The organism is Streptomyces tibetensis (assembly GCF_007655005.1).
Taxonomy (GTDB): domain Bacteria; phylum Actinomycetota; class Actinomycetes; order Streptomycetales; family Streptomycetaceae; genus Streptomyces; species Streptomyces tibetensis.
On the sequence record NZ_SZVW01000001.1, the window covers coordinates 129177 to 155685 of the forward strand.

General features: G+C 71.1%; 26 protein-coding genes and 1 pseudogene. 16 read left to right on the forward strand and 11 right to left on the reverse strand.

Annotated features, from left to right (window positions below):
• Window positions 1-57 precede the first annotated feature (57 nt).
• Genes FDO69_RS00565 through FDO69_RS41035 form a run of 3 tightly spaced genes read left to right on the forward strand, consistent with a single transcriptional unit; the run spans window position 58 to window position 1800 of the window.
• On the forward strand, window positions 58-885 hold the full coding sequence (locus FDO69_RS00565; protein WP_104777588.1) for a DUF4397 domain-containing protein: 828 nt from the start codon (window positions 58-60) through the stop codon (window positions 883-885).
• Entirely contained in the window at window positions 878-1525 is a 648-nt protein-coding gene (locus FDO69_RS00570) for a class F sortase (RefSeq protein WP_104777589.1), read from the forward strand. The genes FDO69_RS00565 and FDO69_RS00570 overlap by 8 nt, the downstream gene beginning before the upstream one ends.
• A complete protein-coding gene (locus FDO69_RS41035; protein WP_167526487.1) occupies window positions 1513-1800 on the forward strand; it encodes a hypothetical protein in 288 nt (95 codons plus the stop codon). Before FDO69_RS00570 ends, FDO69_RS41035 begins: the two co-directional genes overlap by 13 nt.
• 228 nt (window positions 1801-2028) lie before the next feature.
• Here FDO69_RS41035 and FDO69_RS42965 read toward each other — a convergent pair.
• The 5 genes and pseudogenes from FDO69_RS42965 to FDO69_RS00595 all read right to left on the reverse strand — a co-directional run.
• Window positions 2029-2145: pseudogene (locus tag FDO69_RS42965) on the reverse strand (methionyl-tRNA formyltransferase); the annotation flags it as partial.
• 19 nt (window positions 2146-2164) lie between these two features.
• A complete protein-coding gene (locus FDO69_RS00580) occupies window positions 2165-2776 on the reverse strand; it encodes an SMI1/KNR4 family protein (protein ID WP_104777590.1) in 612 nt (203 codons plus the stop codon).
• Window positions 2777-2962: 186 nt separating this feature from the next.
• Complete coding sequence (locus FDO69_RS00585) at window positions 2963-3154, reverse strand: hypothetical protein (RefSeq protein ID WP_234387796.1); 192 nt, start codon at window positions 3152-3154, stop codon at window positions 2963-2965.
• Window positions 3155-3206: 52 nt separating this feature from the next.
• Window positions 3207-4643: a carboxylesterase family protein gene (locus tag FDO69_RS00590; RefSeq protein WP_104777591.1), complete on the reverse strand. Its 1437-nt coding sequence runs from the start codon at window positions 4641-4643 to the stop codon at window positions 3207-3209.
• 453 nt (window positions 4644-5096) lie between these two features.
• A complete protein-coding gene (locus tag FDO69_RS00595; protein WP_104777592.1) occupies window positions 5097-6032 on the reverse strand; it encodes a helix-turn-helix domain-containing protein in 936 nt (311 codons plus the stop codon).
• A gap of 127 nt (window positions 6033-6159) precedes the next feature.
• Between FDO69_RS00595 and FDO69_RS00600 the strand changes: the two genes are divergently transcribed.
• From FDO69_RS00600 to FDO69_RS00610, 3 genes are all read left to right on the forward strand, one after another.
• Entirely contained in the window at window positions 6160-6555 is a 396-nt protein-coding gene (locus tag FDO69_RS00600; protein WP_104777593.1) for an MmcQ/YjbR family DNA-binding protein, read from the forward strand.
• Window positions 6552-6920: an MmcQ/YjbR family DNA-binding protein gene (locus tag FDO69_RS00605; RefSeq protein ID WP_104777594.1), complete on the forward strand. Its 369-nt coding sequence runs from the start codon at window positions 6552-6554 to the stop codon at window positions 6918-6920. The genes FDO69_RS00600 and FDO69_RS00605 overlap by 4 nt, the downstream gene beginning before the upstream one ends.
• Before the next feature lie 100 nt (window positions 6921-7020).
• Window positions 7021-8334, forward strand: a complete 1314-nt coding sequence (locus FDO69_RS00610) for a replication-associated recombination protein A (RefSeq protein ID WP_104777595.1) — start codon at window positions 7021-7023, stop codon at window positions 8332-8334.
• Between the two features lie 480 nt (window positions 8335-8814).
• On the opposite strand, the gene ychF is transcribed toward FDO69_RS00610, so the two are convergent.
• Window positions 8815-9903: a redox-regulated ATPase YchF gene (ychF, locus tag FDO69_RS00615; RefSeq protein ID WP_030842729.1), complete on the reverse strand. Its 1089-nt coding sequence runs from the start codon at window positions 9901-9903 to the stop codon at window positions 8815-8817.
• Window positions 9904-10246: 343 nt separating this feature from the next.
• On the opposite strand from ychF, the gene FDO69_RS00620 reads away from it, so the two are divergent.
• Window positions 10247-10768 (forward strand): DUF6542 domain-containing protein, encoded by a 522-nt coding sequence (locus FDO69_RS00620; protein ID WP_420878471.1) that lies wholly within the window; start codon window positions 10247-10249, stop codon window positions 10766-10768.
• A 107-nt stretch (window positions 10769-10875) separates the two neighbouring features.
• Here the strand turns inward: FDO69_RS00620 and ppgK are convergent, their stop codons facing one another.
• A complete protein-coding gene (ppgK, locus tag FDO69_RS00625; RefSeq protein WP_104777597.1) occupies window positions 10876-11622 on the reverse strand; it encodes a polyphosphate--glucose phosphotransferase in 747 nt (248 codons plus the stop codon).
• 68 nt (window positions 11623-11690) lie between these two features.
• Window positions 11691-12716 carry a 4-hydroxy-3-methylbut-2-enyl diphosphate reductase gene (locus FDO69_RS00630; RefSeq protein ID WP_104777598.1) on the reverse strand — a complete coding sequence of 342 codons (1026 nt, stop codon included), beginning with the start codon at window positions 12714-12716 and terminating at the stop codon, window positions 11691-11693.
• A gap of 102 nt (window positions 12717-12818) precedes the next feature.
• On the opposite strand from FDO69_RS00630, the gene FDO69_RS00635 reads away from it, so the two are divergent.
• The 4 genes from FDO69_RS00635 (at window position 12819) to FDO69_RS00650 (ending at window position 16632) form a co-directional block, all read left to right on the forward strand.
• Entirely contained in the window at window positions 12819-14195 is a 1377-nt protein-coding gene (locus FDO69_RS00635) for an APC family permease (RefSeq protein ID WP_104777599.1), read from the forward strand.
• A 262-nt stretch (window positions 14196-14457) separates the two neighbouring features.
• The gene (gene xseA / locus FDO69_RS00640; protein WP_104777600.1) at window positions 14458-15666 is read left to right on the forward strand and encodes an exodeoxyribonuclease VII large subunit; all 1209 of its coding nucleotides are present in this window, start codon (window positions 14458-14460) and stop codon (window positions 15664-15666) included.
• A 9-nt stretch (window positions 15667-15675) separates the two neighbouring features.
• Window positions 15676-15921, forward strand: a complete 246-nt coding sequence (locus FDO69_RS00645; protein ID WP_104777601.1) for an exodeoxyribonuclease VII small subunit — start codon at window positions 15676-15678, stop codon at window positions 15919-15921.
• A gap of 120 nt (window positions 15922-16041) precedes the next feature.
• On the forward strand, window positions 16042-16632 hold the full coding sequence (locus FDO69_RS00650) for a malonic semialdehyde reductase (RefSeq protein ID WP_104777602.1): 591 nt from the start codon (window positions 16042-16044) through the stop codon (window positions 16630-16632).
• 68 nt (window positions 16633-16700) lie between these two features.
• Here the strand turns inward: FDO69_RS00650 and FDO69_RS00655 are convergent, their stop codons facing one another.
• The gene (locus tag FDO69_RS00655) at window positions 16701-17225 is read right to left on the reverse strand and encodes a DUF4245 domain-containing protein (protein WP_104777603.1); all 525 of its coding nucleotides are present in this window, start codon (window positions 17223-17225) and stop codon (window positions 16701-16703) included.
• 127 nt (window positions 17226-17352) lie between these two features.
• On the opposite strand from FDO69_RS00655, the gene glpX reads away from it, so the two are divergent.
• The gene (gene glpX / locus FDO69_RS00660; RefSeq protein ID WP_104777604.1) at window positions 17353-18387 is read left to right on the forward strand and encodes a class II fructose-bisphosphatase; all 1035 of its coding nucleotides are present in this window, start codon (window positions 17353-17355) and stop codon (window positions 18385-18387) included.
• A 171-nt stretch (window positions 18388-18558) separates the two neighbouring features.
• Here the strand turns inward: glpX and FDO69_RS00665 are convergent, their stop codons facing one another.
• Together FDO69_RS00665 and FDO69_RS00670 are read right to left on the reverse strand one after the other, a co-directional pair.
• Window positions 18559-18936, reverse strand: coding sequence for a WhiB family transcriptional regulator (locus FDO69_RS00665; protein ID WP_053675314.1), 378 nt, complete (start codon window positions 18934-18936; stop codon window positions 18559-18561).
• 114 nt (window positions 18937-19050) lie between these two features.
• Entirely contained in the window at window positions 19051-19767 is a 717-nt protein-coding gene (locus FDO69_RS00670; RefSeq protein ID WP_104777605.1) for a DUF1707 SHOCT-like domain-containing protein, read from the reverse strand.
• Window positions 19768-19989: 222 nt separating this feature from the next.
• Between FDO69_RS00670 and FDO69_RS00675 the strand changes: the two genes are divergently transcribed.
• From FDO69_RS00675 to FDO69_RS00690, 4 genes are all read left to right on the forward strand, one after another.
• Complete coding sequence (locus FDO69_RS00675; protein ID WP_104777606.1) at window positions 19990-21681, forward strand: fumarate hydratase; 1692 nt, start codon at window positions 19990-19992, stop codon at window positions 21679-21681.
• A gap of 77 nt (window positions 21682-21758) precedes the next feature.
• Entirely contained in the window at window positions 21759-23162 is a 1404-nt protein-coding gene (locus tag FDO69_RS00680) for a class II fumarate hydratase (protein WP_104777607.1), read from the forward strand.
• An 83-nt stretch (window positions 23163-23245) separates the two neighbouring features.
• The gene (gene fomD / locus FDO69_RS00685) at window positions 23246-23938 is read left to right on the forward strand and encodes a cytidylyl-2-hydroxypropylphosphonate hydrolase (protein WP_104777608.1); all 693 of its coding nucleotides are present in this window, start codon (window positions 23246-23248) and stop codon (window positions 23936-23938) included.
• 322 nt (window positions 23939-24260) lie between these two features.
• A complete protein-coding gene (locus FDO69_RS00690; protein ID WP_104777609.1) occupies window positions 24261-26399 on the forward strand; it encodes a SpoIIE family protein phosphatase in 2139 nt (712 codons plus the stop codon).
• Window positions 26400-26509 lie beyond the last annotated feature (110 nt).

The following is a 26509-nucleotide window of genomic DNA, read 5'->3' on the forward strand; positions in this document are numbered from 1 at the left end:
GAAAACAGGACCGAGACTCCGCACCGTACGGAGACTCCGTTCGAAGGGATGATTCCCATGACCTCCCACACCCGCCTCGCCGTCGCCGCCTCGGCCGGAGCCTGTGCCCTGGCCCTCGGCGTTTGCGCTCCCGCCCTGGCCGGACAGCAGGACCAGGCCATGGTGTCCGTCTTCCACGGCATCCCCGGCATGACCGTGGACGTGTACGCCAACGGCGACGAACTGATCGGCGACTTCAAGCCCGGCACGGTGACGGACCCCAAGTCCCTCGACGCCGGCACCTATGACATCAAGATCTTCGAAGCGGGCAAGGATCCCGCCGGAACTCCGGCCCTGGAGAAGAAGATCGAGGTGCCCGAGGGCGCGAACGCCACGGTCGCCGCCCACCTTTCCGCCGACGGCACACCGGAGTTGACGGCCTTCACCAACGACGTCTCCCGGGTGGACGCCGGCAAGGCCCGTCTGACGGTCCGCCATGTCGCTGCGGCCCCGGCCGTCGACGTCCGGGCCGGCGGACAGCCCGTCTTCAGCAACCTGACCAATCCGAAGGAGGACACCGCCGAGGTCGACGCGGGCACCCTCAACACCGATGTGGTGCTCGCCGGTACGGACACCGTGGCCATCGGCCCGGCCGACCTGAAGCTCGGCGAGGGCACGAGCAACGTCGTCTACGCCTGGGGCAGCGCCGACGACAAGAACCTGGCCCTGGCGACCCAGACGTTCAGCGGCATGGCGTCGTCGCCGCGCGGCGTCCCCGCGGGCGGCAGCGGTGCCGCCGTCGCCCCGAACTCCTCCGACCTGAGCCCGGCCTGGGCCGCCGGGGCCGGAGCGGTCGCGGTGGCGGGCGTGCTGGTGGCCCGCCGGGTCGCCCGCCGACGTGGCTGACGGCGCACGCCGACTGACGGGACCGACGCTGGCGGCTGCCGCCCTGGCAGCCGTCCTCGGTCTCCCGGCCGGGCCGTCACAACCGGCCGCGCCGGCCTCCGACTTCACGACCGCATCCTCCGGGCGGACGACCGGCTCGACGACGAAGGCGCCACCGAGCAGGCCCCCGGCCCCGCCGCCCCGCCGTGTCCTGCTGCCCCTCGCGGGTGTCGATGCCCGGGTCACTGCGGTGGGCGTGACGGACCGGGGCGAGACGGCGGTCCCCGACGAGCCTTCCGTGGCCGGCTGGTACCGCTACGGACCGGCGCCGGGCAGCGCTTCGGGTTCGGCGGTGCTGGTCGGACACGTGGACAGCGACACCGGAGCGATCGGCGAGTTCGCCGCCCTGTACGACGTACGGCGCGGGGACGGGGTGGAGGTGCGGCGTGCCGGGGCGGAACCGGTGCGCTACCGCGTCGTCTCACGCGTCACCGTCCCCAAGAACGAGTTGCCTTCCTCGGCGTTCCGCCGCACCGGCGCCCCGGCCCTCACGCTCATCACGTGCGCGCCCCCGTTCGTCCCCGAGCGGGGCGGCTACCTGTCCGACCTCGTCGTCGCGGCGGAGCCCGTGAAGTCCGGGAGGGCGCAGTGGCCCACGTAGAGCCCGCGCACCTGGTGGAACTGGCGCTGCGCAACGCGGCCCCGACCGACGCGGACGCCGAGGCCCTGCGCCACATCGAAGAGTGCGGCCGCTGCGGTGACGAACTCCGCGTCCTGGCCCGCCTGGTGACCGCGGCGCGCACCGCGCGGGCGTTGGACCTGCCGACCCCGCCCCCTGAACACGTCTGGCGTCACATCATCCGAGAGGTCTCCCGCGAATCCGGCACACCCCGAGGGCCGGACCGCCCGGGGCACGACGAGAACGACGACTGCTGAGAGCCGCGGGCCTTCCGGGCGCGCCCGTCGAAGGTGATCGCCCCGCCGCCTTCCTGCCCCCGGCGAGGGCTGGGCGGCGTTGCGGCGCCCGCGCTCGTCACCCTCGACGACCTCGCACATCCCCGTCCCGCATCGGCTTCGCCTAGGTCGTGTCCGCAAAGTCCCGCCTGCCCCGCGACGCCTGGCACGCTCCCCCGAGCTCTTCGAGCAGGGGGTACCCCCACTCGCCGCACCGGACGAAGCCCCAAGTACGTCCAGGTTCTCCGCCGGCCAGCTCCAGTCGATGCGGCTGTCCTCGTCGGCCCGCTTGTGAAAGAAGGACGCCTGGGAGCGGTCCTGCCGGGTGATGCAGCCGCCGCGCTTCTCAGCGCCGTGGCCGGAAGACGAGCCACTCCAGTTTGCGCCCCTCATGCACGGAGGGGACCCGGGGGAGCGGGGTGACCGGGGAGCCGTTCTCGACTCCCTCGCACAGCTCTTCCAGCATCAGTTCCTGACTCGCCCACAGCACCCGGTGGTCGGGGTCACCGAAGGAGATCTCGCCGACCTCGCCGTAGTGGTCGCCTCGCCTGTGGTCCACGAACAGCATGTCGCCCGAGAAGCCCTGGGCGAACGGCACCCACTCGCGGTGCGCGATCCTGCCGGCCACCAGGTCCTCGTCGCCCTCCTCCACCGCATCCTCGACCATCGACACGAGACGGCGCTGCCCCTCCAGGATCCTCCGGGTGTCCAGCAGTGCGTAGTTCAGAAGAAAGGTCCCGGGGTCGGTGCTTCCTCGCGGCGGCATCACGCCGTCGTGCCGCGCCAGGAGTGCCTTCAGTCCCGGGTGGAGAGGGAAGCCGAGTCCTTCCTCCAACTGTGAGATGTCCGCCTCCGAAGCACCGGCGCGCATGGACGCGTACTCGCCGGGGGCATGCTCGGACAGCCAGCGTTCGAGACGCTCCCACAGCTGTGCGGTGTCGTGCGGTGCGTGAGACATGCGGCATGTATATCGCGTGCGCGGATGCCGAGCATCGGCCTGCTTTCACGCTCGCGGTGTCGACGACGCCGCGGAGAAGGGCGAGACCACCGTGAGGCCGGCCAGTGAATTGCCGTCAGCTGCTCGAAGGCAGTTCCCAGGCACCGCCCCGGGCTGTCCTTCCGTGACGGACCGTTTTCAAGCCCCTCACGGAGGACGACGTGCACTGACCGGTCCCCAGCTGAGCCGACCAGCCACCGCTGGCCGCACCCAGCCGGGCTTGCGTACGGGCACCGGGACGTCCTTGATCTCCAGTGCGTCCAGGCCGCCGGGCCGGGTGACGACGACGGCCCGCATCGTCGCCGGTGCGGCGTCGCCGGCTGCTGTCGGTTGGCTCATGCCGAGTACCTCACTGTTGTCCGCTGCGCTCTTCCGTATCGCCCGACGGCCGTCAGGGGCGGGCGATGCCCTCCCACAGGTCGAGGGCCTGCTGGTAGTGAGCGGTGCCCTCGAAGGGAGAGTTGCCGACGGTTTCCGCGGTGGGCTTGTCCGTGACGGCGGGCCACGGACGGGACCGCTCGCCGGTGGCGAAGTCGAGGACCATGTCCCGGATCCGCGTGTCACGCTTGGCCTGTTCGGCGCTGCGGCCCGGCTTTTCCTGGCCGACGAGGGCGTACATCTCGGTGCCGTGCACCGCGGGCGCGCCCTCGGCGGGCCCGATCATCAGGAGATGGGCGTTGCCGCCGGCGGCGGCGTGCGCCAGGGCGCCGCGGGCCGCGGGGAGCGCGAAGAGGTAGTCCGCCATGACCGCGGCACGGACCTCGGCCGGGGTACGGCCGCCCTCATCGTAGAAGTCGACGATCTTCTTCGCGCGGGAGCGGGAAATACGCCACCCCGCGACCTCGTCGACAATGCGGTCGAGGGTGTGCGGATCGAAGCGGTCGAGGTCGTTCGCCACCCACCAGCCCATGTCGTCACTGGCCATGCTCAGCAGCACGTCCACGTCGCGGTGCGCGCCCGAGGCGAGGACGTCCATGGGGTGGGCGTGCACCACCGCGCCGGGCTGCCCGATGTCCAGGACGACGCCGGTGGCCTTGTTGTCCACCCCGCCGCGGACTCCGAGGTCCGTCGGGAGGACCGTGCGCAGGGCGTCCCGCAGGGAGAGCGGGTCGAGGTCGAGCAGCTTCTCCGGGTTGTCCGCCCCGCCGATTTCGGTGACGAACAGGTGCGCGAGTTCCTCGGCCCACCAGGCCGGGACGCTACGAGCGGGCCCGCCGGAGAACCCGGCCAAGCGCCGGTACAGGCCGTCGGCGGAGGAGGCGCCGAGCAGCCCGAAGGTGGAGTAGGCGCCGGCACTGTGGCCGTAGACCGTTACGTTGTCGGGATCGCCGCCGAAGTGGGCGATGTTGTGCCTGACCCAGGTGAGCGCGGCGATGATGTCCTGGAGGAAGAGGTTGCTGGCCTCGGCGAGCTTCCCGCCGTAGTGCGACAGCGAGAGCGGGCCCAGGGCGCCGAGCCGGTAGTTGACCGACACGCTCACCACGCGCCCCGTCGCGGCGAGACCGGCGGCGTTCGAGGTGATCTGCGTGTTCGCCCCGACCTCGAATCCGCCGCCGTGGACGTACACGGTCACCGGGAGCGCCTTCCCGGCCGGCTCCTCGGGGGCCCACACGTTCAGGTTCAGGCAGTCCTCACCCATCCCGCTGTCCGCTTCGAGCCAGTCGCCGCTGTCGGGCTGGACAGAAACGACGCCCTTGCGGTCGTAGGGGAGGCTTGGATCGAAGTCCGCGACCACGGGACGGCGGTACCGCTCGGCGGTGCCGTACGGGATCCCCCACCAGGACCGCACCCCTGGTGCGGTCGGAGCCTTGGGAGCGGAGGCGGTCATGACATGTCCTTCCAGCGCGATTCGGATGCTTCGCGCGGTGAGTCGGCGGCTGGTCGCTCGCGGTGACCTCTCATATCGTTTCCCGGGATACGACAAAACGCCTGGTGCGCAGCGGTCACCTGGTGGTCAGCCGGTGACACTTCCTTGCTTGTCTTCCTCTCGTGGTCCAGGCAGCCGAGGGGAGGTCCGGGTGGCCTGGGGTCTGTCATCGGCGGGCCCGGAGGAGCTCGGGAAGCCGGCCGAGCAGGCACCGCATGGGGCGGCAGCACTGGTGAGTTGCCGTCGAGGACGGGCCTCAGCGATACGGCAACGGCTGAGGGGCCGGCCCCGGTCGGCCGGGCTGAAAACCAGAGGGCAGTGCGCGACCCGGTGTTCACCACCCACCGCAAGCCGGGCCCCGGCAAGGTGGCCGGCCTGCGGGCGGTCAGAGGTCGGTCAGCCGCCGCACTCCGCTCACGGGTGGGTCGTGGTGTCGCCGGCCGCGAAGGCGGCGGGGGTGAGGCCGGTGCGGTCGCGGAAAAAGCGACCGAAGTTCGCCGGGTCGGTGAAGCCGAGGTGGACGGCCACCGTCCGGGCATCCCACCGGGCACCTCCCAGTAGGCGCCGGGCTTCCAGGAGGCGCCGCTCGTCGATGAGTTCACGCACCCCCTTGCCGGTGGCATCCCGGGCGGCGCGGCTGAGGGTGCGGACCGAACAGCCGAGCAACTCGGCGTAGTCCGCGGCTTGGTGCAGCTCGCGATAGTGCAGTTCCAAGGCGTCCAGGAAGCGCCCGTACCGGTCGGCACGGCCCGTGCCGACCGTGACCGTGGCGACGGGGGCGATGCCCGGGGAGTTGGCCAGGCGCAGCAGCAGCGATTCGAGCAGGCTGCGGCGCAGGGCGTGGTGGACGTCGAGAGGGCGGCGCCCCAGTGCGCGGTGTTCGTCCAGGAGCTGGAGTGCCGTCTGCTGGAGCCAGGCGATGTCGTCGGGGTGCGGGCTGAGCACCGCGGGGGCCTCGTGCGCGGTGAGCGGGGCCAGGAGACGGGCGAGCTCGGGCCGCAGCACGTCCGGTTCGAACAGGATGAAGGTGCCGCGGGCCGCGCCGGGCGGATGCCAGCACTGCGCGTGCCCGGGACGCACCCACAGCCACTGGCCGGGGGCCACGGTCCGCGTGACGTGGTCGACGTCGTGCCGCAGCTCCCCCTCGGTGACCGCGATGAGGTAGTGGAAGGTGGCACGGCCCGGACGGGGCGGGTTCCACGGCCAGTCGTCGTGCTGGGCGAAGAAATCCTCGACGGTACTCACCTCAAGGCCGTAGGGAGTACCGACCGGGGGCTCGAAACCGTACAGCGGAACCGCAGCCGGCCCGGCATGCCTGCTCGGCCCGGAGTGTCGCCTACCGACCATCATGTGTCCGCAGCCTACCCCCTTTGCAGTCGGCCTCGACGGAAGGATGGGACTGCCACCGCGCCCGCGCGGCGCGCCCTCCCCCTCTTCGATGCCACCATCCGACACCGTCCGAGGAGGCCCACGGCCTATGAACGGATCGACCCTGCAGAAGACGGCCGCCGACTGCGCGGACGGACTCCCCGGAGCCCAGCTGGGGCACCCCTTCGGCCCCGACTGGGAGGTCTACAAGGTACGCGGCAAGGTATTCATGCTCATGACCGAAGTCCCGGGGCGTCCCGTCGTGATCCTCAAGGCGGACCCCGCCGAGGCCCACGCCCTGCGGGAGCAGTACAACCACATCACCCCCGGCTACCACATGAACAAGAAGCACTGGATCACCCTGGAGAGCGGAGAAGACGTCGACAGGAAGCTGATCGAGGAACTCGTCACCGACTCCTACCGGCTCGTCGTCGCCCACCTACCCAGGGCGGAGCAGCCCGTCGACCCGCACACCTACGGCACCGGCACACGGGCGGCCGGGTGAGCGCGGCCGGCGACCGGCTCCAGGACACCGCCCGCCGGGCGGCACTGGCCCTCCCCGACGTCAGCCACGGGTACCCCTTCACCCCGGGACTCGACGTGTACAAGGTCGCGGGCAAGGTGTTCCTGATCGTCACCGACGACCCGGACGAGCAGATCATCACGGTCAAGTGCGAACCCGAACACGCCCGCGCCCAAGTACGCGGCTACGCCACGATCACAGCGGGCCGCTACCTCGACAAACGCCACTGGATCTCCCTCAGGGCAGGTCCCGGCATCACCGAGCGACTGGTCACCGACGCGGTCGAGGACTCCTACGACCTGGCCGTCGAGCGGCTGCCGCGGCGCGACCGCCCCACGGCTCGTTGAGCGCCGCGAGCCTCCCCACGAGCGGCTGAGCCGACACTTGTCGGTGCCCCGTGCAAGGCTCGTCACGTCCGGACATGTCCGCCTCCGACCCGAGAGACCGATGGAACCGACCGAAGCGCCCCTGCCGCTCTTCGGCGAGGAGCCCGCCCGGCCCCTCGCCGACCGCCTGCGCCCCACCCGGCTGGGCGAAGTCGTCGGGCAGGACCACCTCCTTGCCCCGGACGCCCCGCTGGGCCGCATGGTCGCCCAGCAGCGCCTCAGCTCCGCCGTCCTGTGGGGCCCGCCCGGAGTCGGGAAAACGACCATCGCCCGGCTGCTCGCGGACGCCGGTGACCTGGCCTTCGAACCGGTGTCGGCCACCTTCTCCGGCGTGGCCGAGCTGCGCAAGGTCTTCGCCGCCGCACGCAGCCGACGCGGCATCGGCCAGGGCACCCTGCTGTTCGTCGACGAGATCCACCGCTTCAACCGCGCCCAGCAGGACAGCTTCCTCCCCTACGTCGAGGACGGCACAGTCACCCTGATCGGTGCCACCACGGAGAACCCGAGCTTCGAACTCAACGGCGCCCTCCTCTCCCGCACCCAGGTCCTCGTCCTCAAACGTCTCGACGAAGCAGCGCTGTCCACGCTCCTCGACCGCGCCGAACAGCTCACCGGCCACCGTCTGCCCCTGGACGACGACGCCCGCCGCGCCCTGATCGCCATGGCCGACGGCGACGGCCGCTACCTCCTCAACATGGCCGAACAGCTCCAGGCCCTCCCGGACACCGGGACTCCCCTGGACACCACCGGGCTCGCCCATCACATCCAGCAGCGGGCCCCGCTGTACGACAAGGCGCAGGAGGGCCACTACAACCTCACCTCCGCGCTGCACAAGTCGATGCGCGGCTCCGATCCGGACGCGGCCCTGTACTGGCTCGCCCGCATGCTCGACGGCGGCGAGGACCCGCTGTTCGTCGCCCGCCGTCTGGTCCGCTTCGCGAACGAGGACATCGGCATGGGCGACCCGCACGCCGTCCAGCAGGCCCTCGCCGCCTGGGACGTGTACGAGCGGCTCGGCTCCCCCGAGGGCGAGTTGGCGATCGCCCAGGCCGTCGTCTACCTCGCCACCGCCCCCAAGTCCATCGCCGTCCACCGCGGCTTCAACGCCGCACACCGATCCGCCCGGCACACCGGCTCCCTCAAGCCGCCCGCCCACATCCTCAACGCCCCGACCCGGCTGATGAAGGACCTCGGCTACGGCAAGGACTACCAGTACGACCCGGACACCACCGACGGCTTCTCCGGTGACGACTACTTCCCCGACGGCATGGACCGCGAGACGTACTACCAGCCCACCCGCAACGGTTACGAAGCCCAGATCACCGAGCGCCTGCGCCACTGGACCGCTCTGCGTGCCCGTCGGCAACGCGGCTGACCGGGCGACAGCGCGCCCGAGTTGTCCGTGACGTGCACGCACCCGAACGTGCGCCGCCATCCCGCGCTGGAACGGGCGGAGAACGCCCCTAAATGGCCCGGTCCCGCCAACGCGCAGACAGTACCTGCGGGGAAGGCAGCCAGGGGCGTTCGGCCAATCCGACGCCCGACCGACGTCTTTGCCACTCGCAAGGCGGAGCGCCGTCATCCCCGCCTCACGAGCGAAGGCGGACGCGGGCCACAAGGCACTTCGCGGCCGCAGGCCAGGCTCTGGCCAGTACACGTACCAGCACGGGCGCTTTCATCCCCTCCAGCACGCACCCGGCACGGTAGGGATGAGCAGGGATGACGACAGATGACGAGAGGTCAGAAAATCCAGCACCCATCCAGCACGGCGAAAATCCAGGGGCCTGACCCCGAAGAGTCAGACCCTTGTTGACCTGCTGTTTTCCAGATCAGCGAAGTGGTGTTAAGTCACCCGCTACACGTTGAACCGGAACTCCACCACATCCCCGTCCTGCATCACATACTCCTTGCCCTCCATGCGCGCCTTCCCCTTCGCGCGGGCCTCCGCCACCGAGCCCGTCTCCACCAGGTCGTCGAAGGAGATGACCTCCGCCTTGATGAAGCCCTTCTGGAAGTCGGTGTGGATGACGCCGGCGGCCTCGGGGGCCGTGGCGCCCTTCTTGATCGTCCAGGCTCGGGATTCCTTGGGGCCGGCGGTCAGGTACGTCTGGAGCCCCAGGGTGCGGAAGCCGACGTGGGCGAGGGTCGCCAGGCCCGGCTCCTCCTGGCCGACGGACTGCAGGAGCTCCAGCGCCTCGTCCTCGTCGAGCTCGGCGAGGTCCGCCTCCAGCTTGGCGTTGAGGAAGATCGCCTCGGCCGGGGCGACCAGCGCCCGCTGCTCGTTCTTGAAGTCCTCGTCGGTCAGCTCGTCCTCGTCGACGTTGAAGACGTAGAGGAACGGCTTGGTGGTGAGCAGGTGCAGGTCGTGCAGCAGCTCCTCGTTGCCGGAGCCCTGGACGATGCCCGCGGAGAACAGCGTGTCGCCCTTCTCCAGGATCTCCTTCGCCTCCTCGACGGCCTTGACCTTCGGCGCGATGTCCTTCTTGATGCGCGACTCCTTCTGGAGGCGCGGCAGGACCTTCTCGATGGTCTGCAGGTCCGCGAGGATCAGCTCGGTGTTGATCGTCTCGATGTCGTCCTTGGGCGAGACCTTGCCGTCCACGTGCACGACGTTCTCGTCCTTGAAGGCACGGATGACCTGGCAGATCGCGTCGGACTCGCGGATGTTCGCGAGGAACTTGTTGCCGAGCCCCTCGCCCTCGGACGCGCCGCGCACGATGCCCGCGATGTCGACGAAGTCGACCGTGGCCGGGAGCACCCGCTGCGAGGAGAAGATCTCGGCCAGCTTGGTGAGGCGGGGGTCGGGGACGCCGACCACGCCGACGTTCGGCTCGATGGTGGCGAACGGGTAGTTGGCCGCCAGCACGTCGTTCTTGGTCAGGGCGTTGAACAGGGTCGACTTGCCGACATTCGGCAGACCGACGATTCCGATCGTGAGCGACACGTTGCGACTTCCCGTGAGTGGAGGGCCAGGGGGCCGGGTTCCCGTGAGTGCAGGGCCCAGGGGGGCCAGGGGACCGGCCGATCCACCAGTCTACGGCGTGTCCGGAACCGTACCGGCGACGTATCGAACGCTTGGCCAAGCTCGGCCGACGGTGTGTCTGAAGGGCCATTCGGCATATTGAACGACCTAAGTTGGTGCGGTGGAGCAATACAGGACGCGTTCTCCCCGGTACGGACCGCGACGGGACCGGCCCAGGCCGCCCCGGCAACCCCTGCCGTCGCAGGCGGGACGGGGGGCGGGGGGTGAGCCCGTGCGTGCGGGACGGGGGGCGGGGGGTGAGCCCGTGCGTGCGGGACGGGAGGCGGGGGGTGAGCCCGCGCGTGCGGGACGGCCGCCCGGGCAGCAGCGACGCCCGGCACCGGTACAGCGGCCCGCGCCCGCACCGGGGCCCGCCGCGGGAGGCCTGCCGAACCCCCGGCTGACCGGGCTGGGCAGCGGGCTGTTCTGCACGGTGGTGATGTTCCTGCTCGGCCTGCTCTGCTCGGTGCTGTTCGGAGCGTCCCTGACGGCGTACGGCGTGCTGTTCCTGCCGGTGTGCGCGCTGACCGCCCTCTGGGTGCGCCCGGGGGATCTGATGACCGCGCCCGTGGTGATGCCCATCGCGTTCGCCGTGGGGCTGCTGCCGGTGGCCGACGGCGAGGGAGGGACCAGCAGCACGCTGATGGGTCTGGTGACGGCGCTCGCCACACAGGCCGGCTGGCTGTACGGAGGGACGCTGATCGCCGGGCTCATCGTGATCGGCCGGCGGATCCACCTGGTGCACCGACGACGGACGGCAGGAACAGGAGCCCGACCGCCGGCCTGACACCCGGCCCGAAACAACCCCAGCGCCTACCGAGGGCCTGACGCCATCCGGCCCTCGGCAGCCCTGACGCCGACGGCCGGCGTCACACCGCCCGCGGCCAAGCGGCCCTAGTGTCCGGCCGCCCGCATCGCCGCGCCCACGATGCCCGCGTTGTTCTGCAGCTGCGCCGGGACGATCTCCGCCTTGATGCCCTCGATGTGGGGCAGGAACTTGTGCGACTTGCGGCTGACACCGCCGCCGATGATGAACAGCTCCGGCGAGAACAGCATCTCGACGTGCGCGAGGTACTGGCGGACGCGGTGCGCCGCCCAGTGCTCCCATGTCATGTCGTGGTCCTCGCGGGCCTTGCTGGAGGCCCGCTTCTCCGCGTCGTGCCCGTCGAGCTCCAGGTGGCCCAGCTCGGTGTTGGGGACGAGGACACCGTCGGAGAAGACCGCGCTGCCGATGCCGGTGCCGAAGGTCAGCAGGATCACCGTGCCCCGGCGGTCGCGGCCCGCGCCGAAGTGCATCTCGGCGACGCCCGCCGCGTCCGCGTCGTTGACCACCGTCACCGGCAGTCCGCCCAGCCGCTCGCCGAGCAGCGCGCGGGCATCGGTGTCGATCCAGCTGTCGTCGACGTTCGCCGCCGTGCGGATCGCGGCTCCGTCGGTGACCACGCCCGGGAAGGTCACTCCGACCGGGCCCGTCCAGCCGAAGTGGTCGACGACCTGTTTGACGCCGTCGGCCACCGAGTCGGGCGTGGCCGGGTGGGGGGTGAGGACCTTGTGCCGCTCCTGCGCCAGGTCACCCTTGTCCAGGTCCACCGGCGCACCCTTGATCCCGGATCCGCCGATGTCCACTCCGAAGATCTGCATGGCCCTACGTTACGACGAACGACTGACAGTCACAGGCCGGACAGCGGTGCTGCCCGACCTGTCCCCGATCACTCCCCGGAATTTTCACCGGTCCCGGCGCCGCCCCGCTCGGCGGCCAGGGCGGCGGCCTCCTCGCGCAGGTCGCGGCGCAGTTCCTTGGGCAGGGAGAACGTGATGGACTCCTCGGCCGCCTTGACGATCTCGACGTCCTCGAAGCCCCGCTGGGAGAGGAACTCCAGGACCTGCTCGACCAGGATCTCCGGGACGGAGGCGCCCGAGGTGACGCCGACCGTGCTCACGCCCTCCAGCCAGGCCTCGTCGATCTCGTCGGCGAAGTCCACGAGGTAGGCCTCGCGGGCACCCGCGATCTTGGCGACCTCGACGAGCCGCTTGGAGTTGGAGGAGTTGCGGGAGCCGACCACGATGACCAGGTCCGACTCGGCGCCCATCTGCTTCACGGCCAGCTGGCGGTTCTGCGTGGCGTAGCAGATGTCGTCGCTGGGCGGGGAGATGAGCTGCGGGAACTTGTCCTTCAGGGCGTCGACGGTCTCCATGGTCTCGTCGACGGACAGCGTGGTCTGGGAGAGCCAGACGACCTTGGACGGGTCACGGACCTCGACCTTCGCCACATCGCCCGGCCCGTCGACGAGCTGGATGTGGTCGGGGGCCTCGCCGGAGGTGCCGATGACCTCCTCGTGGCCCTCGTGGCCGATCAGGAGGATGTCGTAGTCCTCGTCCGCGAAGCGGACGGCTTCCTTGTGGACCTTGGTGACCAGCGGGCAGGTGGCGTCGATGGTGGCGAGCTTGCCGCGCTCGGCCTCCTCGTGGACGACGGGGGCAACGCCGTGCGCGGAGAACATGACGATGTTCCCGGGGGGCACTTCCTCCGTCTGCTCGACGAAGATCGCGCCCTTCTTCTCCAGGGTCTGCACGACGTACTTGTTGTGGACGATCTCGTGCCGGACGTACACCGGAGCGCCGTACTGCTCCAGGGCTTTCTCGACGGCGATCACGGCGCGGTCCACACCCGCGCAGTAGCCACGGGGGGCGGCGAGCAGGACACGGCGGCCAGGCGAAGCAGACATGCGTCCCATCGTAAGGCCGCGTTCGGCGGGTAAGAGATCGCGTGTGCGCGCCGCCACCGGGAAGACCGACGGGGCGCGACGCGAGTGACGTACGGCGGGAGCGGAGGCACGATGGCCGAGACCGGAACGACGACCCCCGAGGCCGAGGGGGAACGCGCGCTGCGGCGCAGTCTCGGTTTCCGTGATCTGGTCGTCTACGGGCTGCTGTTCATCGCTCCGATGGCCCCGGTGGGCGTGTTCGGCACGCTGGACGCCAAGTCGCACGGCGCGGTCGCGCTGGTCTACCTCATCGCCACGATCGCGATGGCGTTCACCGCGTTCAGCTACGCCCAGATGGTGCGGGTGGTCCCCCAGTCGGGCTCGGTGTTCGCCTACGCGCGCGTGGGGCTCGGGAACGGTGCCGGGTTCGTGGCGGGCTGGATGGCGATGCTCGACTACGTCCTGATCCCCGCGGTGGCGTATCTGTTCTCCGGCGTGGCGATGAACGCGCTGGTCCCGGAGGTGTCGCGGTGGGTGTGGACGGCCCTGGCCGTGGTCGTGACGACACTGCTGAACCTGTGGGGCGTGCGGGCCGCCGCCCGGGTGGGCTTCCTGGTGCTGGCGATGGAGGTCGTGGTCCTGGCCGTGTTCGTCGTGTCGGCGGTCGTCGTGCTGGCCCGGGACGGCACGCAGCGGGGCTGGCTGTCGCCGCTGACGGGGGACGGCACGCAAGGGGCGTTCGCGCTGTCCGCGGTGCTCGGGGCGGTGTCGGTGGCGGTGCTGTCGTATCTGGGGTTCGACGCGATCGCCTCCTTCGCGGAGGAGGTCACGGGCGGCTCGGCGAAGATCGCGCGGGCGCTGCTGTTCTGCCTGGCGCTGACGGGTGTGCTGTTCATCGCGCAGACGTATCTCGTGGCGCTGCTGGAGCCGGTGTCGTCGGCGCGGCTGGCGGCGGAGCCGGGGCGGCAGGGGTCGGCGTTCTACGACACGCTGGACGCCTCGGTCGGCACCTGGCTGCACGACCTGGTGGCGGTGAGCAAGGCGATCGGTGCGGCCTTCGCCGCGCTGGCCGGGCAGGCCGCGGCGGGCCGGCTGCTGTTCGCCATGGGGCGCGACCGGCGGCTGCCCCGGGTGCTGTCCCGGACGAACGACGGGGTGCCGCGGGTGGCGCTGCTGTGCGCCGCCGTCGTGACGCTGGTGGCGGCCGTGTGGGCGGCCCGCCGGGACGACGGCATGGACCAGCTGGTGTCGGTGGTCGACATCGGGGCACTGACCGCCTTCGTGTTGCTGCACGCGAGCGTGGTGGGCTGGTTCGCGGTGAAACGCCGGGGCGGGCCGGTGATCTGGTGGCGGCACGTGCTGGCTCCGGTGGCGGGAGCCGCGATCACGCTCGCGGTGATCACCGAGGCGTCGGGAACCGCGCAGCTGGTGGGGGCGGTGTGGCTGGTGACCGGCCTGGTGGTGCTGGCGGCGCAGGGGAGCCGCCCGGCGGTGTCATCACCCTCGTGAGGTGCCGGTACCGGTACCGGTGCCGGTGCCGGCCGGGCGGCTGGGCCGTGCCGCCCGCCCCCGTCAGGCGCCCGCACCCGCAAGGCGGCCCAGCCACGTGATCGCCCCCGTCAGGCGCCCGCACCCGCACGGCGGCCCAGCCGCACCGCAGCCCCAGGGACGCCCCCAGCACGGCTCAGCCCCGCGTCGTCGCCCCCTGAGATGCCCGCGTCCGCAAGCCGGCTGAGTCGTGTTGTCGGCGGTGCCCACTACTCTCGCGGGCATGGCTGTGAACACGACTCCGGAAGCCCCGCTGCCCGTCGGCGAGGTGTCGCGGCTCATCGGGGGCTGGATCGACCGGCTCGGGGCGGTGTGGGTCGAGGGGCAGATCACGCAGTTGTCGCGGCGGCCGGGCGCCGGTGTGGTGTTCCTGACGCTGCGGGACCCCTCGTACGACATCTCCGTGAGCGTCACCTGCTACCGGCAGGTGTTCGACGCCGTCGCGGACGTGGTGAGCGAGGGCGCCCGGGTCGTCGTCCTCGCGAAGCCCGAGTGGTACGCCCCGCGGGGGCAGCTGTCGCTGCGGGCCGCCGAGATACGGCCCGTGGGGGTCGGTGAACTGCTCGCGCGCCTGGAGCAGCTGAAGAAGGCCCTGGCGCGGGAGGGGCTGTTCGCGCCGGAGCGCAAGAAGCCGCTGCCGTTCCTGCCGCAGCTGATCGGGCTGGTCTGCGGACGGGCCTCCGCCGCCGAGCGTGACGTCCTGGAGAACGCCCGGCACCGCTGGCCCGCCGTCCGCTTCGAGGTGCGCAACGTCGCCGTGCAGGGCGTCCACGCCGTGCCGCAGGTCGTGCAGGCGGTGAAGGAGCTCGACGCGATCGACGACGTGGACGTGATCATCGTGGCCCGGGGCGGCGGCAGCGTGGAGGACCTGCTGCCGTTCTCCGACGAGCAGCTGATCCGCACGGTCGCGCAGTGCCGTACGCCGGTGGTGTCCGCCATCGGGCACGAACCGGACAACCCGCTGCTGGACCAGGTCGCCGACCTGCGCGCCTCCACGCCGACCGACGCCGCCAAGAAGGTCGTGCCGGATGTCGGCGAGGAGTACGAGCGGGTGCGGCTGCTGCGGGACCGGGCGCGGCGGTGTGTGGCGGCGCTGGTGGAGCGTGAGGAGCGCGGGCTGGCGCACGCGCTGGCGCGGCCGTCGATAGAGGATCCGCACCGGATGATCGATGCGCGGGCCGACCAGGTGGCGGACCTGCTCGACCGGGGCCGGCGGTGTCTGCGGCACCAGCTCGACCGGGCGGACTCGGAGCTGGCGCACACGCACGCGCGGGTGGTGGCCCTCTCCCCCGCCGCGACCCTGAAGCGTGGGTACGCCGTGCTGCAGAAGGCGGACGGGCACGCCGTCCGCGACCCGGGCGAGGTGGCGCCCGGCGAGGCCCTGCGTGCGCGGGTCTCCGAGGGAGAGTTCTCCGTACGAGTGGACACATAGGGTGAGTGGATGACCAGCGAGGTTGAACAGACACCGGGCACCAGCGAGGCGCTCGGATACGAGCAGGCGCGGGACGAGCTGATCGAGGTCGTCCGGCGTCTGGAGGCGGGCGGTACGACGCTGGAGGAGTCCCTCGCGCTGTGGGAGCGGGGCGAGGAGCTGGCCAAGGTGTGCCGGCGCTGGCTGGACGGGGCCCGGGCGCGGCTGGACGCGGCGCTGGCGGAGGAGGCCGCGCAGGACGAGGGCGCGGAGTAACCGGGACCGTGCGTCCGGAGTGACACACGACACCCTCACATTAGTTGAACGTTGAACTTCACTGGCGTACGGTCGAAGACGTCAGCCGATCTTCCGGACCAGACACGAGAAAGTGCATCCATGTCCCTCGTTCTTGACCCCGCCGCCCAGGACCTGCTGTTCCGCGAGGCCCGGTCCGCCAACACCTTCACCGACGAGCCGGTGACCGACGAGCAGGTGCAGGCGATCTACGACCTGGTCAAGTACGGTCCGACCGCCTTCAACCAGACCCCGCTGCGCATCACGCTGGTCCGCTCCCCCGAGGCCCGCGAGCGCCTGGTGGCGCACATGGCCGAGGGCAACCGGCCCAAGACGGCGAGCGCCCCGCTGGTGGCGATCCTCTCCGCGGACAACGAGTTCCACGAGGAGCTGCCGCACCTGTTCCCGGCCGCCCCGCAGATCAAGGACATCTTCTTCACCGAGCGCCCGGTCCGCGAGAACGCCGCCGCGCTGAACGCCGCCCTCCAGGCCGCGTACTTCATCGTCGGTGTCCGCGCCGCCGGTCTCGCCGCCGGCCCGATGACCGGCTTCGACTTCGAGGGTGTCCGCAAGGAGTTCCTGGACGACGACCACACCCCGCTGATGGTCGTCAACATCGGCCGCCCCGGCCCGGACGCCTGGTACCCGCGTTCCCCGCGCCTGGAGTTCGACCAGGTCGTCACAACGGTCTGAGCCGCTCCCGCGCACGCACACGAGGAAGGCCCCCGGCGACAACGCCGGGGGCCTTCCTCGTGCGGCTCTCACTTCGTCCGGAGCGCCTCGGCCATCTTCGTCAGCTGCGCGAACGACGCCGTGCCCGTCACGACCGTCGTCGAGCCCTTGGTGCCCTCCAGGACCAGCGCGTCGTAGCGGCCACCCTCGTAACGGGTCCAGGTCTCGCCGCCGATCTTCGCGGTCTTCCCGGTCTCGTGAGCGCCCTGTGTCGCCTCGTCCAGGAAGACGGGGCGGCGCTGAGTGGACTGCTCGACCGCCACGTACTCCCCCTCGGGATCGTGGAAGCCGAGGTGCCAGGCGTCGTACTCGTCGCCCCGGAAGCGGACGGAGGTGGCCTTCCATGCGTCGGACAGACCCTCGGGCGCGGCCACGGGGTAGGAGGCGGCGCGGCGTGCCGTGAGCAGCTCGACCCGGTAGTCGACGGCCTTGACGTCGGGCGCGCTGTCGTCGTGCGGGATGAAGAGGTACACGAAGCCCGCCACCAGGATGATGATCCCCATCGAGAGGATCATGTCCCGCGCCGTCTTCTGCTTGCCGTTCTCGCCTGCCACGCCCCCTATCGTCGCAGGTCCCTGCCGCGCTCATCCGTGGGGGCCCCTGCTCATTTTGCGGGCTCGGAGATAGAGTCGGGCGACAACACCCTCATCCGGCCGTCGCCGTACAGAAAGGTGCGCTCCGATGACCGAGCATCATCATTTGCCGTCCGAACTCGATGTGCCCTCCGAGGCCCCCGACCGCAACCTCGCCCTGGAACTCGTCCGGGTCACCGAGGCGGCGGCGATGGCCGCGGGCCGTTGGGTCGGGCGAGGTGACAAGAACGGCGCCGACGGCGCCGCGGTGCGTGCCATGCGGACCCTCGTCTCCACCGTCTCGATGAACGGCGTCGTCGTCATCGGCGAGGGCGAGAAGGACGAAGCCCCGATGCTGTTCAACGGGGAACGCGTGGGCGACGGGACCGGGCCCGAATGCGACATCGCCGTCGACCCGATCGACGGCACCACGCTGACCGCGAAGGGCATGACGAACGCGATCGCGGTGCTGGCCGCCGCCGAGCGCGGGTCCATGTTCGACCCGTCCGCGGTCTTCTACATGGACAAGCTCGTCACCGGGCCCGAGGCGGCCGACTTCGTCGACATCAACGCCCCGGTGGCGGTGAACATCCGCCGGGTCGCCAAGGCGAAGCGGTCCGCGCCGGAGGACGTGACGGTGGTGATCCTGGACCGCCCGCGGCACGAGGGCATCATCAAGGAGATCCGGGACACCGGGGCACGCATCAGGCTGATCTCCGACGGCGACGTGGCCGGCTCGATCCTGGCGCTGCGGGAGGGCACCGGGGTCGATCTGCTGCTCGGCATCGGCGGTACGCCCGAGGGCATCATCTCGGCCTGCGCGGTGAAGTGCCTGGGCGGCACGATCCAGGGCAAGCTGTGGCCCAAGGACGACGAGGAGCGGCAGCGGGCGATCGACGCGGGGCATGATCTCGACCGGGTGCTGACGACCGAGGACCTCGTCACCGGCGAGAACGTGTTCTTCGTGGCGACCGGCATCACCGACGGCGAGCTGCTGCGCGGGGTGCGCTACCGGGCGGAGACCGCCACGACCGACTCGATCGTGATGCGGTCGCGGTCGGGCACGGTCCGCCGGATCTCCTCCGAGCACCGGCTGAGCAAGCTGCGTGCCTACAGCGCGATCGACTTCGACAAGGGGAAGTAGCGCCGTCTGGAAGCGGGGCTGCGGATCGCCGGCGAGTGCGGGCCGGCTGTGGCCGATCGCGCCCGCGCGGCGGAGCCGCAAGTCGATGCGGCCCCGCGCCCCCGGATAAGGCCGATGAACGAAAGGGCGCCCCCGGTGCGGTGGGGGCGCCCTTTTCGCGCTGCGTGGCCGTCAGCCGGCCGCGGCTATCCGGTCCGCGGGGCGGGCCGTCTTCTTCAGCTCCATCTCGCGGCGGCGCCGCCGGGCCAGAACCACACGGCGTTCCGCGGCGGTGAGGCCGCCCCAGACGCCGTAGGGCTCCGGCTGGAGCAGAGCGTGTTCGCGGCACTCGACCATCACGGGACAGCGGGCGCAGACGCGCTTCGCCGCTTCCTCCCGGGACAGCCTGGCGGCGGTCGGTTCCTTGGAGGGGGCGAAGAACAGGCCTGCCTCGTCGCGCCGGCACACCGCCTCGGTGTGCCATGGGGCGTCCTGATCCCTGTCTCGCGCAGGCACCCGCGGGGCCGGAACGGCAGCGACCTGCAGGGACGAATGCGGCGGTTGCAGCACGGTCTACTCCTGACGACGGCTTCGCGAGCGAGAGACGATGCAGCAAGGCCTACCCGCTGTACGCGCGCCTATGCACTGAGTTCCGAACCGCCGGTTTCGGGGGATTCGCGGCTGTCAATGCCCCAGGTGTTTGCGCAAACTCCTGTCGACCTTGTGCTGCACCCGGTCCAGGATGTCCGCGACGATCTTCCCCCGCCTCGGCCGCGCCTCGACGCTGCCCAGGACGGCCCAGCCGTCGACGTAGACGATGGGGGCCTCCGGGTCGTCCGAGTCGAGCGTGACCACCTCGAAGCTGCCGAGGACGCCGCCGCCCATGCCGCGCAGCGACACGTTCTCCGGGACGCGGATGTCGACGCTGCCGAAGATCGCGAACGACTTGACGACGACCTGCTGGTGGTCGAAGAGGGCCTCGCTGAGGTCTATCTCGACGCTGCCGAAGATCGCGTACGCGTGGATACGGCGGCCCGCGCGCCGGCGGCCCTTGCGGACGGCGCTGCTGAACACCGCGACCACGTTGTCGTCAGGGTCGATCGGGATGGCGCCGGCGGTGGGGCGCCAGGGGGCCGGGGCATGGGCGGGGCCGGGGCCCTGACGGTGGCCCGCGGGCAGGTCCCGCACGAAGACCTCCAGCTCGCCGACGGTCTTGGCGCGCAGCACCCCCTCGACGCGCTCGGCGTGTTCGTCCGCGGTGAGGCGGCCCTCGGCCAGGGCGTCGCGCAGGAGGTCGGCGACGCGGTCGCGCTCGGCGTCGGAGGCGCGGAGCTCGGAGACGGCGGGCGCGCCCTGCTGCCGGAGATCCGGCTTCTGGAGGTCCTGCTTCTGAAGGTCCACGGCAGCAGCGTACCCAAACACGATAGATCGCGACACCCCCCGCCTCACGACCGCCTCACGACCGCCTCACGACCGCCTCACGACCGCCTCACGACCGCCTCACGACCGAGTGTGACGAACTGAGCCTTACCTCACAGGCTCCGTGTCGGCGGCAGGTTCTACGCTGGTTGGCGCTCGCCAACGGAGGCGGGCCGTCGTCCGTCGAGTGAGGAATGGGCTGAGATGCCGCGCAATTCCCCCCCACCCAACCCTGCGTTCGTGTACACCGATCTGCTCCCCCAGGGAGAGGACACCACCCCCTACCGGCTGGTGACCTCCGAGGGTGTCTCCACGGTCGAGGGGCCGGACGGGCGGACCTTCCTCCAGGTGGAGCCGGAGGCGCTGCGCAAGCTCGCCGAAGAGGCCATCCACGACATCCAGCACTACCTGCGCCCGGCCCACCTCGCGCAGCTGCGCCGCATCATCGACGACCCCGAGGCGTCGGGCAACGACAAGTTCGTGGCGCTGGACCTGCTGAAGAACGCGAACATCGCGGCGGCCGGTGTGCTGCCGATGTGCCAGGACACGGGCACGGCGATCGTCATGGGCAAGCGCGGGCAGAACGTGCTGACCCGGGGCCGCGACGAGGAGGCCCTGAGCCGCGGCATCTACGACGCGTACCAGAACCTGAACCTGCGCTACTCGCAGATGGCTCCGCTCACCATGTGGGAGGAGAAGAACACCGGCTCCAACCTCCCCGCGCAGATCGAGCTGTACGCGGCCGACGGCGGCGCCTACAAGTTCCTCTTCATGGCCAAGGGCGGCGGCTCGGCCAACAAGTCGTTCCTGTACCAGGAGACCAAGGCCGTTCTGAACGAGTCCTCCATGATGAAGTTCCTGGAGGAGAAGATCCGCTCGCTGGGCACGGCGGCCTGTCCGCCGTACCACCTGGCGATCGTGGTCGGCGGTACGTCCGCCGAGTACGCGCTGAAGACCGCGAAGTACGCCTCCGCGCACTACCTGGACGAGATCCCCGCCGAGGGCTCCGAGCTCGGCCACGGCTTCCGGGACAAGGAGCTGGAGCAGAAGGTCTTCGAGCTGACGCAGAAGATCGGCATCGGCGCGCAGTTCGGCGGCAAGTACTTCTGCCATGACGTGCGCGTGGTGCGACTGCCGCGGCACGGCGCGTCCTGCCCGGTCGCGATCGCCGTGTCCTGCTCCGCCGACCGCCAGGCCGTCGCGAAGATCACCGCCGAGGGCGTCTTCCTGGAGCAGCTGGAGACGGACCCGGCGCGGTTCCTGCCGGAGACGACCGACGAGCAGCTCGACGAGAGCGACGTCGTCAAGATCGACCTGAACCAGCCGATGGAGACGATCCTGGCGGAGCTCACCAAGTACCCGGTGAAGACCCGCCTGTCCCTGACCGGCCCGCTGGTCGTGGCGCGTGACATCGCGCACGCCAAGATCAAGGAGCGGCTGGACGCGGGCGAGGAGATGCCGCAGTACCTGAAGGACCACCCGGTGTACTACGCCGGTCCGGCCAAGACGCCCGAGGGCTACGCGTCGGGCTCCTTCGGCCCGACCACGGCCGGCCGGATGGACTCCTACGTGGAGCAGTTCCAGGCGGCGGGCGGCTCCAAGGTGATGCTCGCCAAGGGCAACCGCAGCAAGCAGGTCACGGCCGCCTGTGACGCCCACGGCGGCTTCTACCTCGGCTCCATCGGCGGCCCGGCCGCCCGCCTCGCCCAGGACTGCATCAAGAAGGTCGAGGTCGTCGAGTACGAGGAGCTCGGCATGGAGGCCGTCTGGAAGATCGAGGTCGAGGACTTCCCGGCCTTCATCGTGGTCGACGACAAGGGCAACGACTTCTTCCAGGACCCCGCGCCGGCGCCCACGTTCACCTCCATTCCGGTACGCGGACCCGGACTCGCCTGACCGCGGCGGTGATGACTCGCCTCCGCGGGGAACAGTGGTCGCGGCGCTGACGCTGTGACACGTGGAGGTGATCGTCGATGACCGACGAGCAGGACAGGACCGAGTACCGCACCGAGCACGACTCCATGGGCGAGGTGCGGGTGCCCGCGCACGCCAAGTGGCGTGCCCAGACCCAGCGGGCCGTGGAGAACTTCCCGGTCTCCGGGCAGCGCATCGAGCGTGCGCACATCGAGGCGCTGGCCCGGATCAAGGGCGCGGCGGCCAAGGTCAACGCCGAGCTGGGGGTCCTCGACAAGGACGTCGCGCAGGCGATCCAGGAGGCGGCCGGGGAGGTCGCCGAGGGCAGGTGGGACGAGCACTTCCCGGTCGACGTCTTCCAGACCGGGTCCGGGACCTCGTCCAACATGAACACCAACGAGGTCATCGCCACCCTCGCGAGCGAGCGCCTGGGCAGCGGCGTCCACCCGAACGACCATGTGAACGCCTCCCAGTCGTCCAACGACGTCTTCCCCTCCTCGATCCACATCGCCGCCACCGCCGCCGTGACGCGCGACCTCGTCCCGGCCCTGGAACATCTCGCCGACTCCCTGGAGCGCAAGGCCGAGGAGTTCGCCGACGTCGTGAAGTCGGGGCGGACGCACCTCATGGACGCCACGCCCGTGACGCTGGGCCAGGAGTTCGGCGGGTACGCGGCCCAGGTGCGGTACGGCATCGAGCGGCTGGAGGCCTCCCTCCCCCGGCTTGCCGAACTGCCCCTCGGAGGTACGGCCGTCGGCACCGGCATCAACACCCCGCCCGGCTTCTCCGCCGCCGTCATCGAGGAGGTCGCCCGGACGACCGGGCTGCCCCTCACCGAGGCCCGCAACCACTTCGAGGCGCAGGGCGCCCGGGACGGCATCGTCGAGACCAGCGGCCAGCTGCGGACCATCGCGGTGGGACTGACGAAGATCGCCAACGACCTGCGCTGGATGTCCTCCGGGCCGCGCACCGGTCTCGCGGAGATCGCCCTGCCCGACCTCCAGCCCGGCTCCTCGATCATGCCGGGCAAGGTGAATCCGGTCATTCCCGAGGCCGTGCTGATGGTGGCCGCCCAGGTCGTCGGCAACGACGCCACCGTCGCGACCGCCGGCGCCGCCGGGAACTTCGAGCTCAACGTGATGCTGCCCGTCATCGCCAAGAACGTGCTGGAGTCGATCCGGCTCCTCACGAACGCGACGCGGCTGCTCGCCGACCGCACCGTCGACGGCATCACCGCGAACCGGGAGCGGGCGCGGGAGTACGCCGAGTCCTCCCCCTCCGTCGTGACCCCGCTGAACAAGTACATCGGGTACGAGGAGGCCGCGAAGGTCGCCAAGAAGGCGCTGGCCGAGCGGAAGACGATCCGTCAGGTCGTACTGGACGGCGGGTACGTGGAGCGCGGGGACCTGACCGCGGAGCAGCTCGACGAGGCGCTCGATGTCCTGCGGATGACGCACCCGTGACAAAGGGGCTCGTTCGTGTGCCCGGCGCGTGAACCGTGACACGCGCCGCAGCGTCGTATGCCTACGGCACCTAATATCTGGTCATGGCAGACGGTGGAGCGATGAGACGCGTGGAAACGGGTGGTGCGGCAGGCTTCTGGACGCCCGGGAGCCGGATCCTGTGGCGGTACCGGGAGAACGGCGGCACGCAGGTGCACATCGCGCGCCCCGTCACCGTCGTCCGGGACGACGCGGACCTGCTCGCCGTGTGGCTGGCGCCCGGCACCGAGTGCGTGAAGCCCGTGCTCGCCGACGGCACGCCCGTCCACCTGGAGCCGCTGGAGTCGCGCTACACCAAGCCGCGGACCGTGCAGCGCGACCGGTGGTTCGGCACGGGCGTGCTGAAGCTGGCCCGGCCCGGCGAGCCCTGGTCGGTCTGGCTGTTCTGGGAGCCGGGCTGGCAGTTCAAGAACTGGTACGTGAACCTGGAGGAACCTCTGACCCGTTGGGCCGGCGGCGTCGACTCCGTCGACCACTTCCTGGACATCTCCGTCCATCCCGACCGCAGTTGGCACTGGCGGGACGAGGACGAGTTCGCCCAGGCCCGCCGGGACGGGCTGATGGACGACCAACTGGCGGAAAAGGTACAGGAGGCGGGACGGGACGCCGTGGAGGTGATCCGCGCCTGGGGGCCGCCGTTCTCGGAAGGCTGGCAGCACTGGCGCCCGGATCCCTCCTGGGCTGTACCGTCACTGCCGGAGGACTGGGACCGTACGCCTGCGCATGTGTCCTCATGAGACCCTTGCTGCGCCCCCGGGCAAGAAACGTAGGATCGTCCTCCGCAAGGGCGCGCGGCGGCAACCACCGGAGCACGCGCTGGGCTTGACCGATCGTCACCGAGGGGCGGCAGGACGTGAGCGAGGGGTACGAGGGCAACACCGACAGGGCCTGCGCCACAGGCCCTGGGGGCCGTCAGAAGGCCCCTGCGGGCCGCAGACGGTCCGTCGGTGGCACAGGAACAACCTCTGACCACGCGGGAATTCCGTTCCTGGGGCACGTAATCCGGGTATCGGAGTTTCGGCGGGACCAACTGCGCGCGCGGCGCGCAGCCCCGGACGGATGGATTCGACACGCGTGACGGAGCAGCCGACCTCGTTCGAACGCCCCCAGGCGGGCGTCGACCCCGCGGACCCCCGCGGGGCTTTCGTGCATACCCCGGCACCGGCGCGTGCGCCCGGCGCCTTACCGGTACAGGGCCGCCCCGGCGGCGACGTCAGCGTTCCGGTCACGACGGCACACAGCACGCCGGGCACGTCGGAGCCGGGCACCTCCACGCCGTTCGGCAAGGGCAAGGACACCGTGAGCGACCCCGCCTCCGAGCACTCCCAGCCGGGTGCCGAGCAGACCGCCGAGCGCGAGACGCCTCGGCCGCGCCCCGCCCCCGAGGGCATTCCGGTCCAGCCGGCCGACGAACAGGACCGGCCGCCGGTGAACAACGACGGGCAGGAGCGCCGCAGCGGCCAGAGCCTGCCACCCGGCCGCCCCACGCCGATGCGGCGGGACGGCGACCGGCTCAGGTTCGTGGGGGCCGCCACCCGGCGGATCGCCCGCGGCATCGACCTCGACGAGATCGTCATGGGGCTGTGCCGGGCCACCGTGCCCACCTTCTCCGACGCGATCCTGGTCTATCTGCGCGATCCGCTGCCCGTCGGCGACGAGCGGCCCACCGGACCGCTGGTGCTGCGGCTGCGCCGCACCGACCGGATACCGGCGGAGCGCGACACCGAGAACGGCTTCCTGCCGGCCGCGCAGCCCGAACCGAACGAACTGGACACGGTCGGCGCCGAGCTGTGCGAGGTGCGGCCCGGCAGCGCACTCGCCGAGGTGCTGCGAGGCGTGCGCCCGGTGTTCACCGACGCTCCCGCGGCCCGCGCCGCGCTGCCGGAACTGCTCGGAGAGGACGGCGAGTTCGCCGTGCCGGACGGGCAGCGCGCGATCCTCGCCCCGCTGCGCGGACGGCGCCGGGTGATCGGTGCCGCCCTGTTCCTGCGCCGCCCCGAGCGCGTCGCGTTCGACCCGGACGACCTCCTGGTCGCCGCCCAGCTCGCCACGCACAGCGCCCTCGGCATCGACAAGGCCGTGCTGTACGGCCGCGAGGCCTACATCGCGGACGAGCTGCAGCGCACCATGCTGCCCGAGACGCTCCCCCGCCCGACGGGCGTGCGGCTGGCCTCCCGTTACCTGCCGGCGGCGGAGACGGCCCGGGTGGGCGGCGACTGGTACGACGCGATCCCGCTGCCCGGCAGCCGGGTCGCCCTGGTCGTCGGTGACGTCATGGGCCACTCCATGACCTCGGCCGCCATCATGGGCCAGCTGCGCACCACGGCCCAGACCCTCGCCGGTCTCGACCTGCCGCCGCAGGAGGTCCTGCACCACCTCGACGAACAGGCCCAGCGCCTCGGCGTGGACCGCATGGCGACCTGCCTCTACGCCGTGTACGACCCGGTATCGCACCGCATCACCATCGCCAACGCCGGTCATCCGCCGCCCGTCCTGCTGCACCTGGGCGGCCGCGCCGAGGTGCTGCGCGTGCCCGCCGGCGCCCCGATCGGGGTCGGCGGCGTGGACTTCGAGGCCGTGGAGCTGGACGCGCCGGCCGGGGCGACCCTGCTGCTCTACACCGACGGTCTGGTCGAGTCCCGGCTGCGCGACGTGTGGACCGGCATCGAGCAGCTGCGGGAGAAGCTCGCCGCGGTCGCGCAGCTCACCGGGCCGGACCATCCGCCGCCCCTGGAAGCGCTGTGCGACGAGGTGCTCGACATGCTCGGCCCGGGTGACCGGGACGACGACATCGCGCTGCTCGCCGCCCGCTTCGACGGGATCGCGCCCAGCGACGTGGCGTACTGGTTCCTGGAGCCGGAGGACGCGGCCCCCGGCCGAGCCCGCCGGCTGGCCCGGCGCGCATTGCAGCGCTGGGGTCTGGAGGAGCTCAGTGACTCCGTCGAGCTGCTCGTCAGCGAGGTCGTCACCAACGCCGTGCGATACGCCTCGCGGCCGGTGACGCTGCGCCTGCTGCGCACGGACGTGCTGCGCTGCGAGGTCGGCGACGACGTGCCGCAGCTGCCGCGGCTGCGCCAGGCACGCGCCACCGACGAGGGCGGCCGCGGGCTGTACCTGGTGAACCGGATGGCCCGGCGCTGGGGCGCGACCCGGCTCAGCACGGGCAAGGTGGTCTGGTTCGAGTTGAACCGGGGCTGAAGGGCCGTAGGGACGAGCGAAGGACGCCCGGTGTTCACCGGGCGCCCTTCCTTCTGCCGATCCCGTGATCTTCGCGTGTCGCTCGACCTCACGTTTTCAGCAGTCTTCAG

Coding starts and splice junctions, on each gene's coding strand:
- FDO69_RS00565 (WP_104777588.1), top strand. CDS start 58: ATGACCTCCCACACCCGCCTCGCCGTCGCCGCCTCGGCCGGAGCCTGT.
- FDO69_RS00580 (WP_104777590.1), bottom strand. CDS start 2,776: ATGTCTCACGCACCGCACGACACCGCACAGCTGTGGGAGCGTCTCGAA.
- FDO69_RS00585 (WP_234387796.1), bottom strand. CDS start 3,154: ATGAGCCAACCGACAGCAGCCGGCGACGCCGCACCGGCGACGATGCGG.
- FDO69_RS00590 (WP_104777591.1), bottom strand. CDS start 4,643: ATGACCGCCTCCGCTCCCAAGGCTCCGACCGCACCAGGGGTGCGGTCC.
- FDO69_RS00595 (WP_104777592.1), bottom strand. CDS start 6,032: ATGATGGTCGGTAGGCGACACTCCGGGCCGAGCAGGCATGCCGGGCCG.
- FDO69_RS00600 (WP_104777593.1), top strand. CDS start 6,160: ATGAACGGATCGACCCTGCAGAAGACGGCCGCCGACTGCGCGGACGGA.
- FDO69_RS00610 (WP_104777595.1), top strand. CDS start 7,021: ATGGAACCGACCGAAGCGCCCCTGCCGCTCTTCGGCGAGGAGCCCGCC.
- ppgK (WP_104777597.1), bottom strand. CDS start 11,622: ATGCAGATCTTCGGAGTGGACATCGGCGGATCCGGGATCAAGGGTGCG.
- FDO69_RS00630 (WP_104777598.1), bottom strand. CDS start 12,716: ATGGGACGCATGTCTGCTTCGCCTGGCCGCCGTGTCCTGCTCGCCGCC.
- FDO69_RS00635 (WP_104777599.1), top strand. CDS start 12,819: ATGGCCGAGACCGGAACGACGACCCCCGAGGCCGAGGGGGAACGCGCG.
- xseA (WP_104777600.1), top strand. CDS start 14,458: ATGGCTGTGAACACGACTCCGGAAGCCCCGCTGCCCGTCGGCGAGGTG.
- FDO69_RS00645 (WP_104777601.1), top strand. CDS start 15,676: ATGACCAGCGAGGTTGAACAGACACCGGGCACCAGCGAGGCGCTCGGA.
- FDO69_RS00650 (WP_104777602.1), top strand. CDS start 16,042: ATGTCCCTCGTTCTTGACCCCGCCGCCCAGGACCTGCTGTTCCGCGAG.
- glpX (WP_104777604.1), top strand. CDS start 17,353: ATGACCGAGCATCATCATTTGCCGTCCGAACTCGATGTGCCCTCCGAG.
- FDO69_RS00675 (WP_104777606.1), top strand. CDS start 19,990: ATGCCGCGCAATTCCCCCCCACCCAACCCTGCGTTCGTGTACACCGAT.
- FDO69_RS00680 (WP_104777607.1), top strand. CDS start 21,759: ATGACCGACGAGCAGGACAGGACCGAGTACCGCACCGAGCACGACTCC.
- fomD (WP_104777608.1), top strand. CDS start 23,246: ATGGCAGACGGTGGAGCGATGAGACGCGTGGAAACGGGTGGTGCGGCA.
- FDO69_RS00690 (WP_104777609.1), top strand. CDS start 24,261: ATGGATTCGACACGCGTGACGGAGCAGCCGACCTCGTTCGAACGCCCC.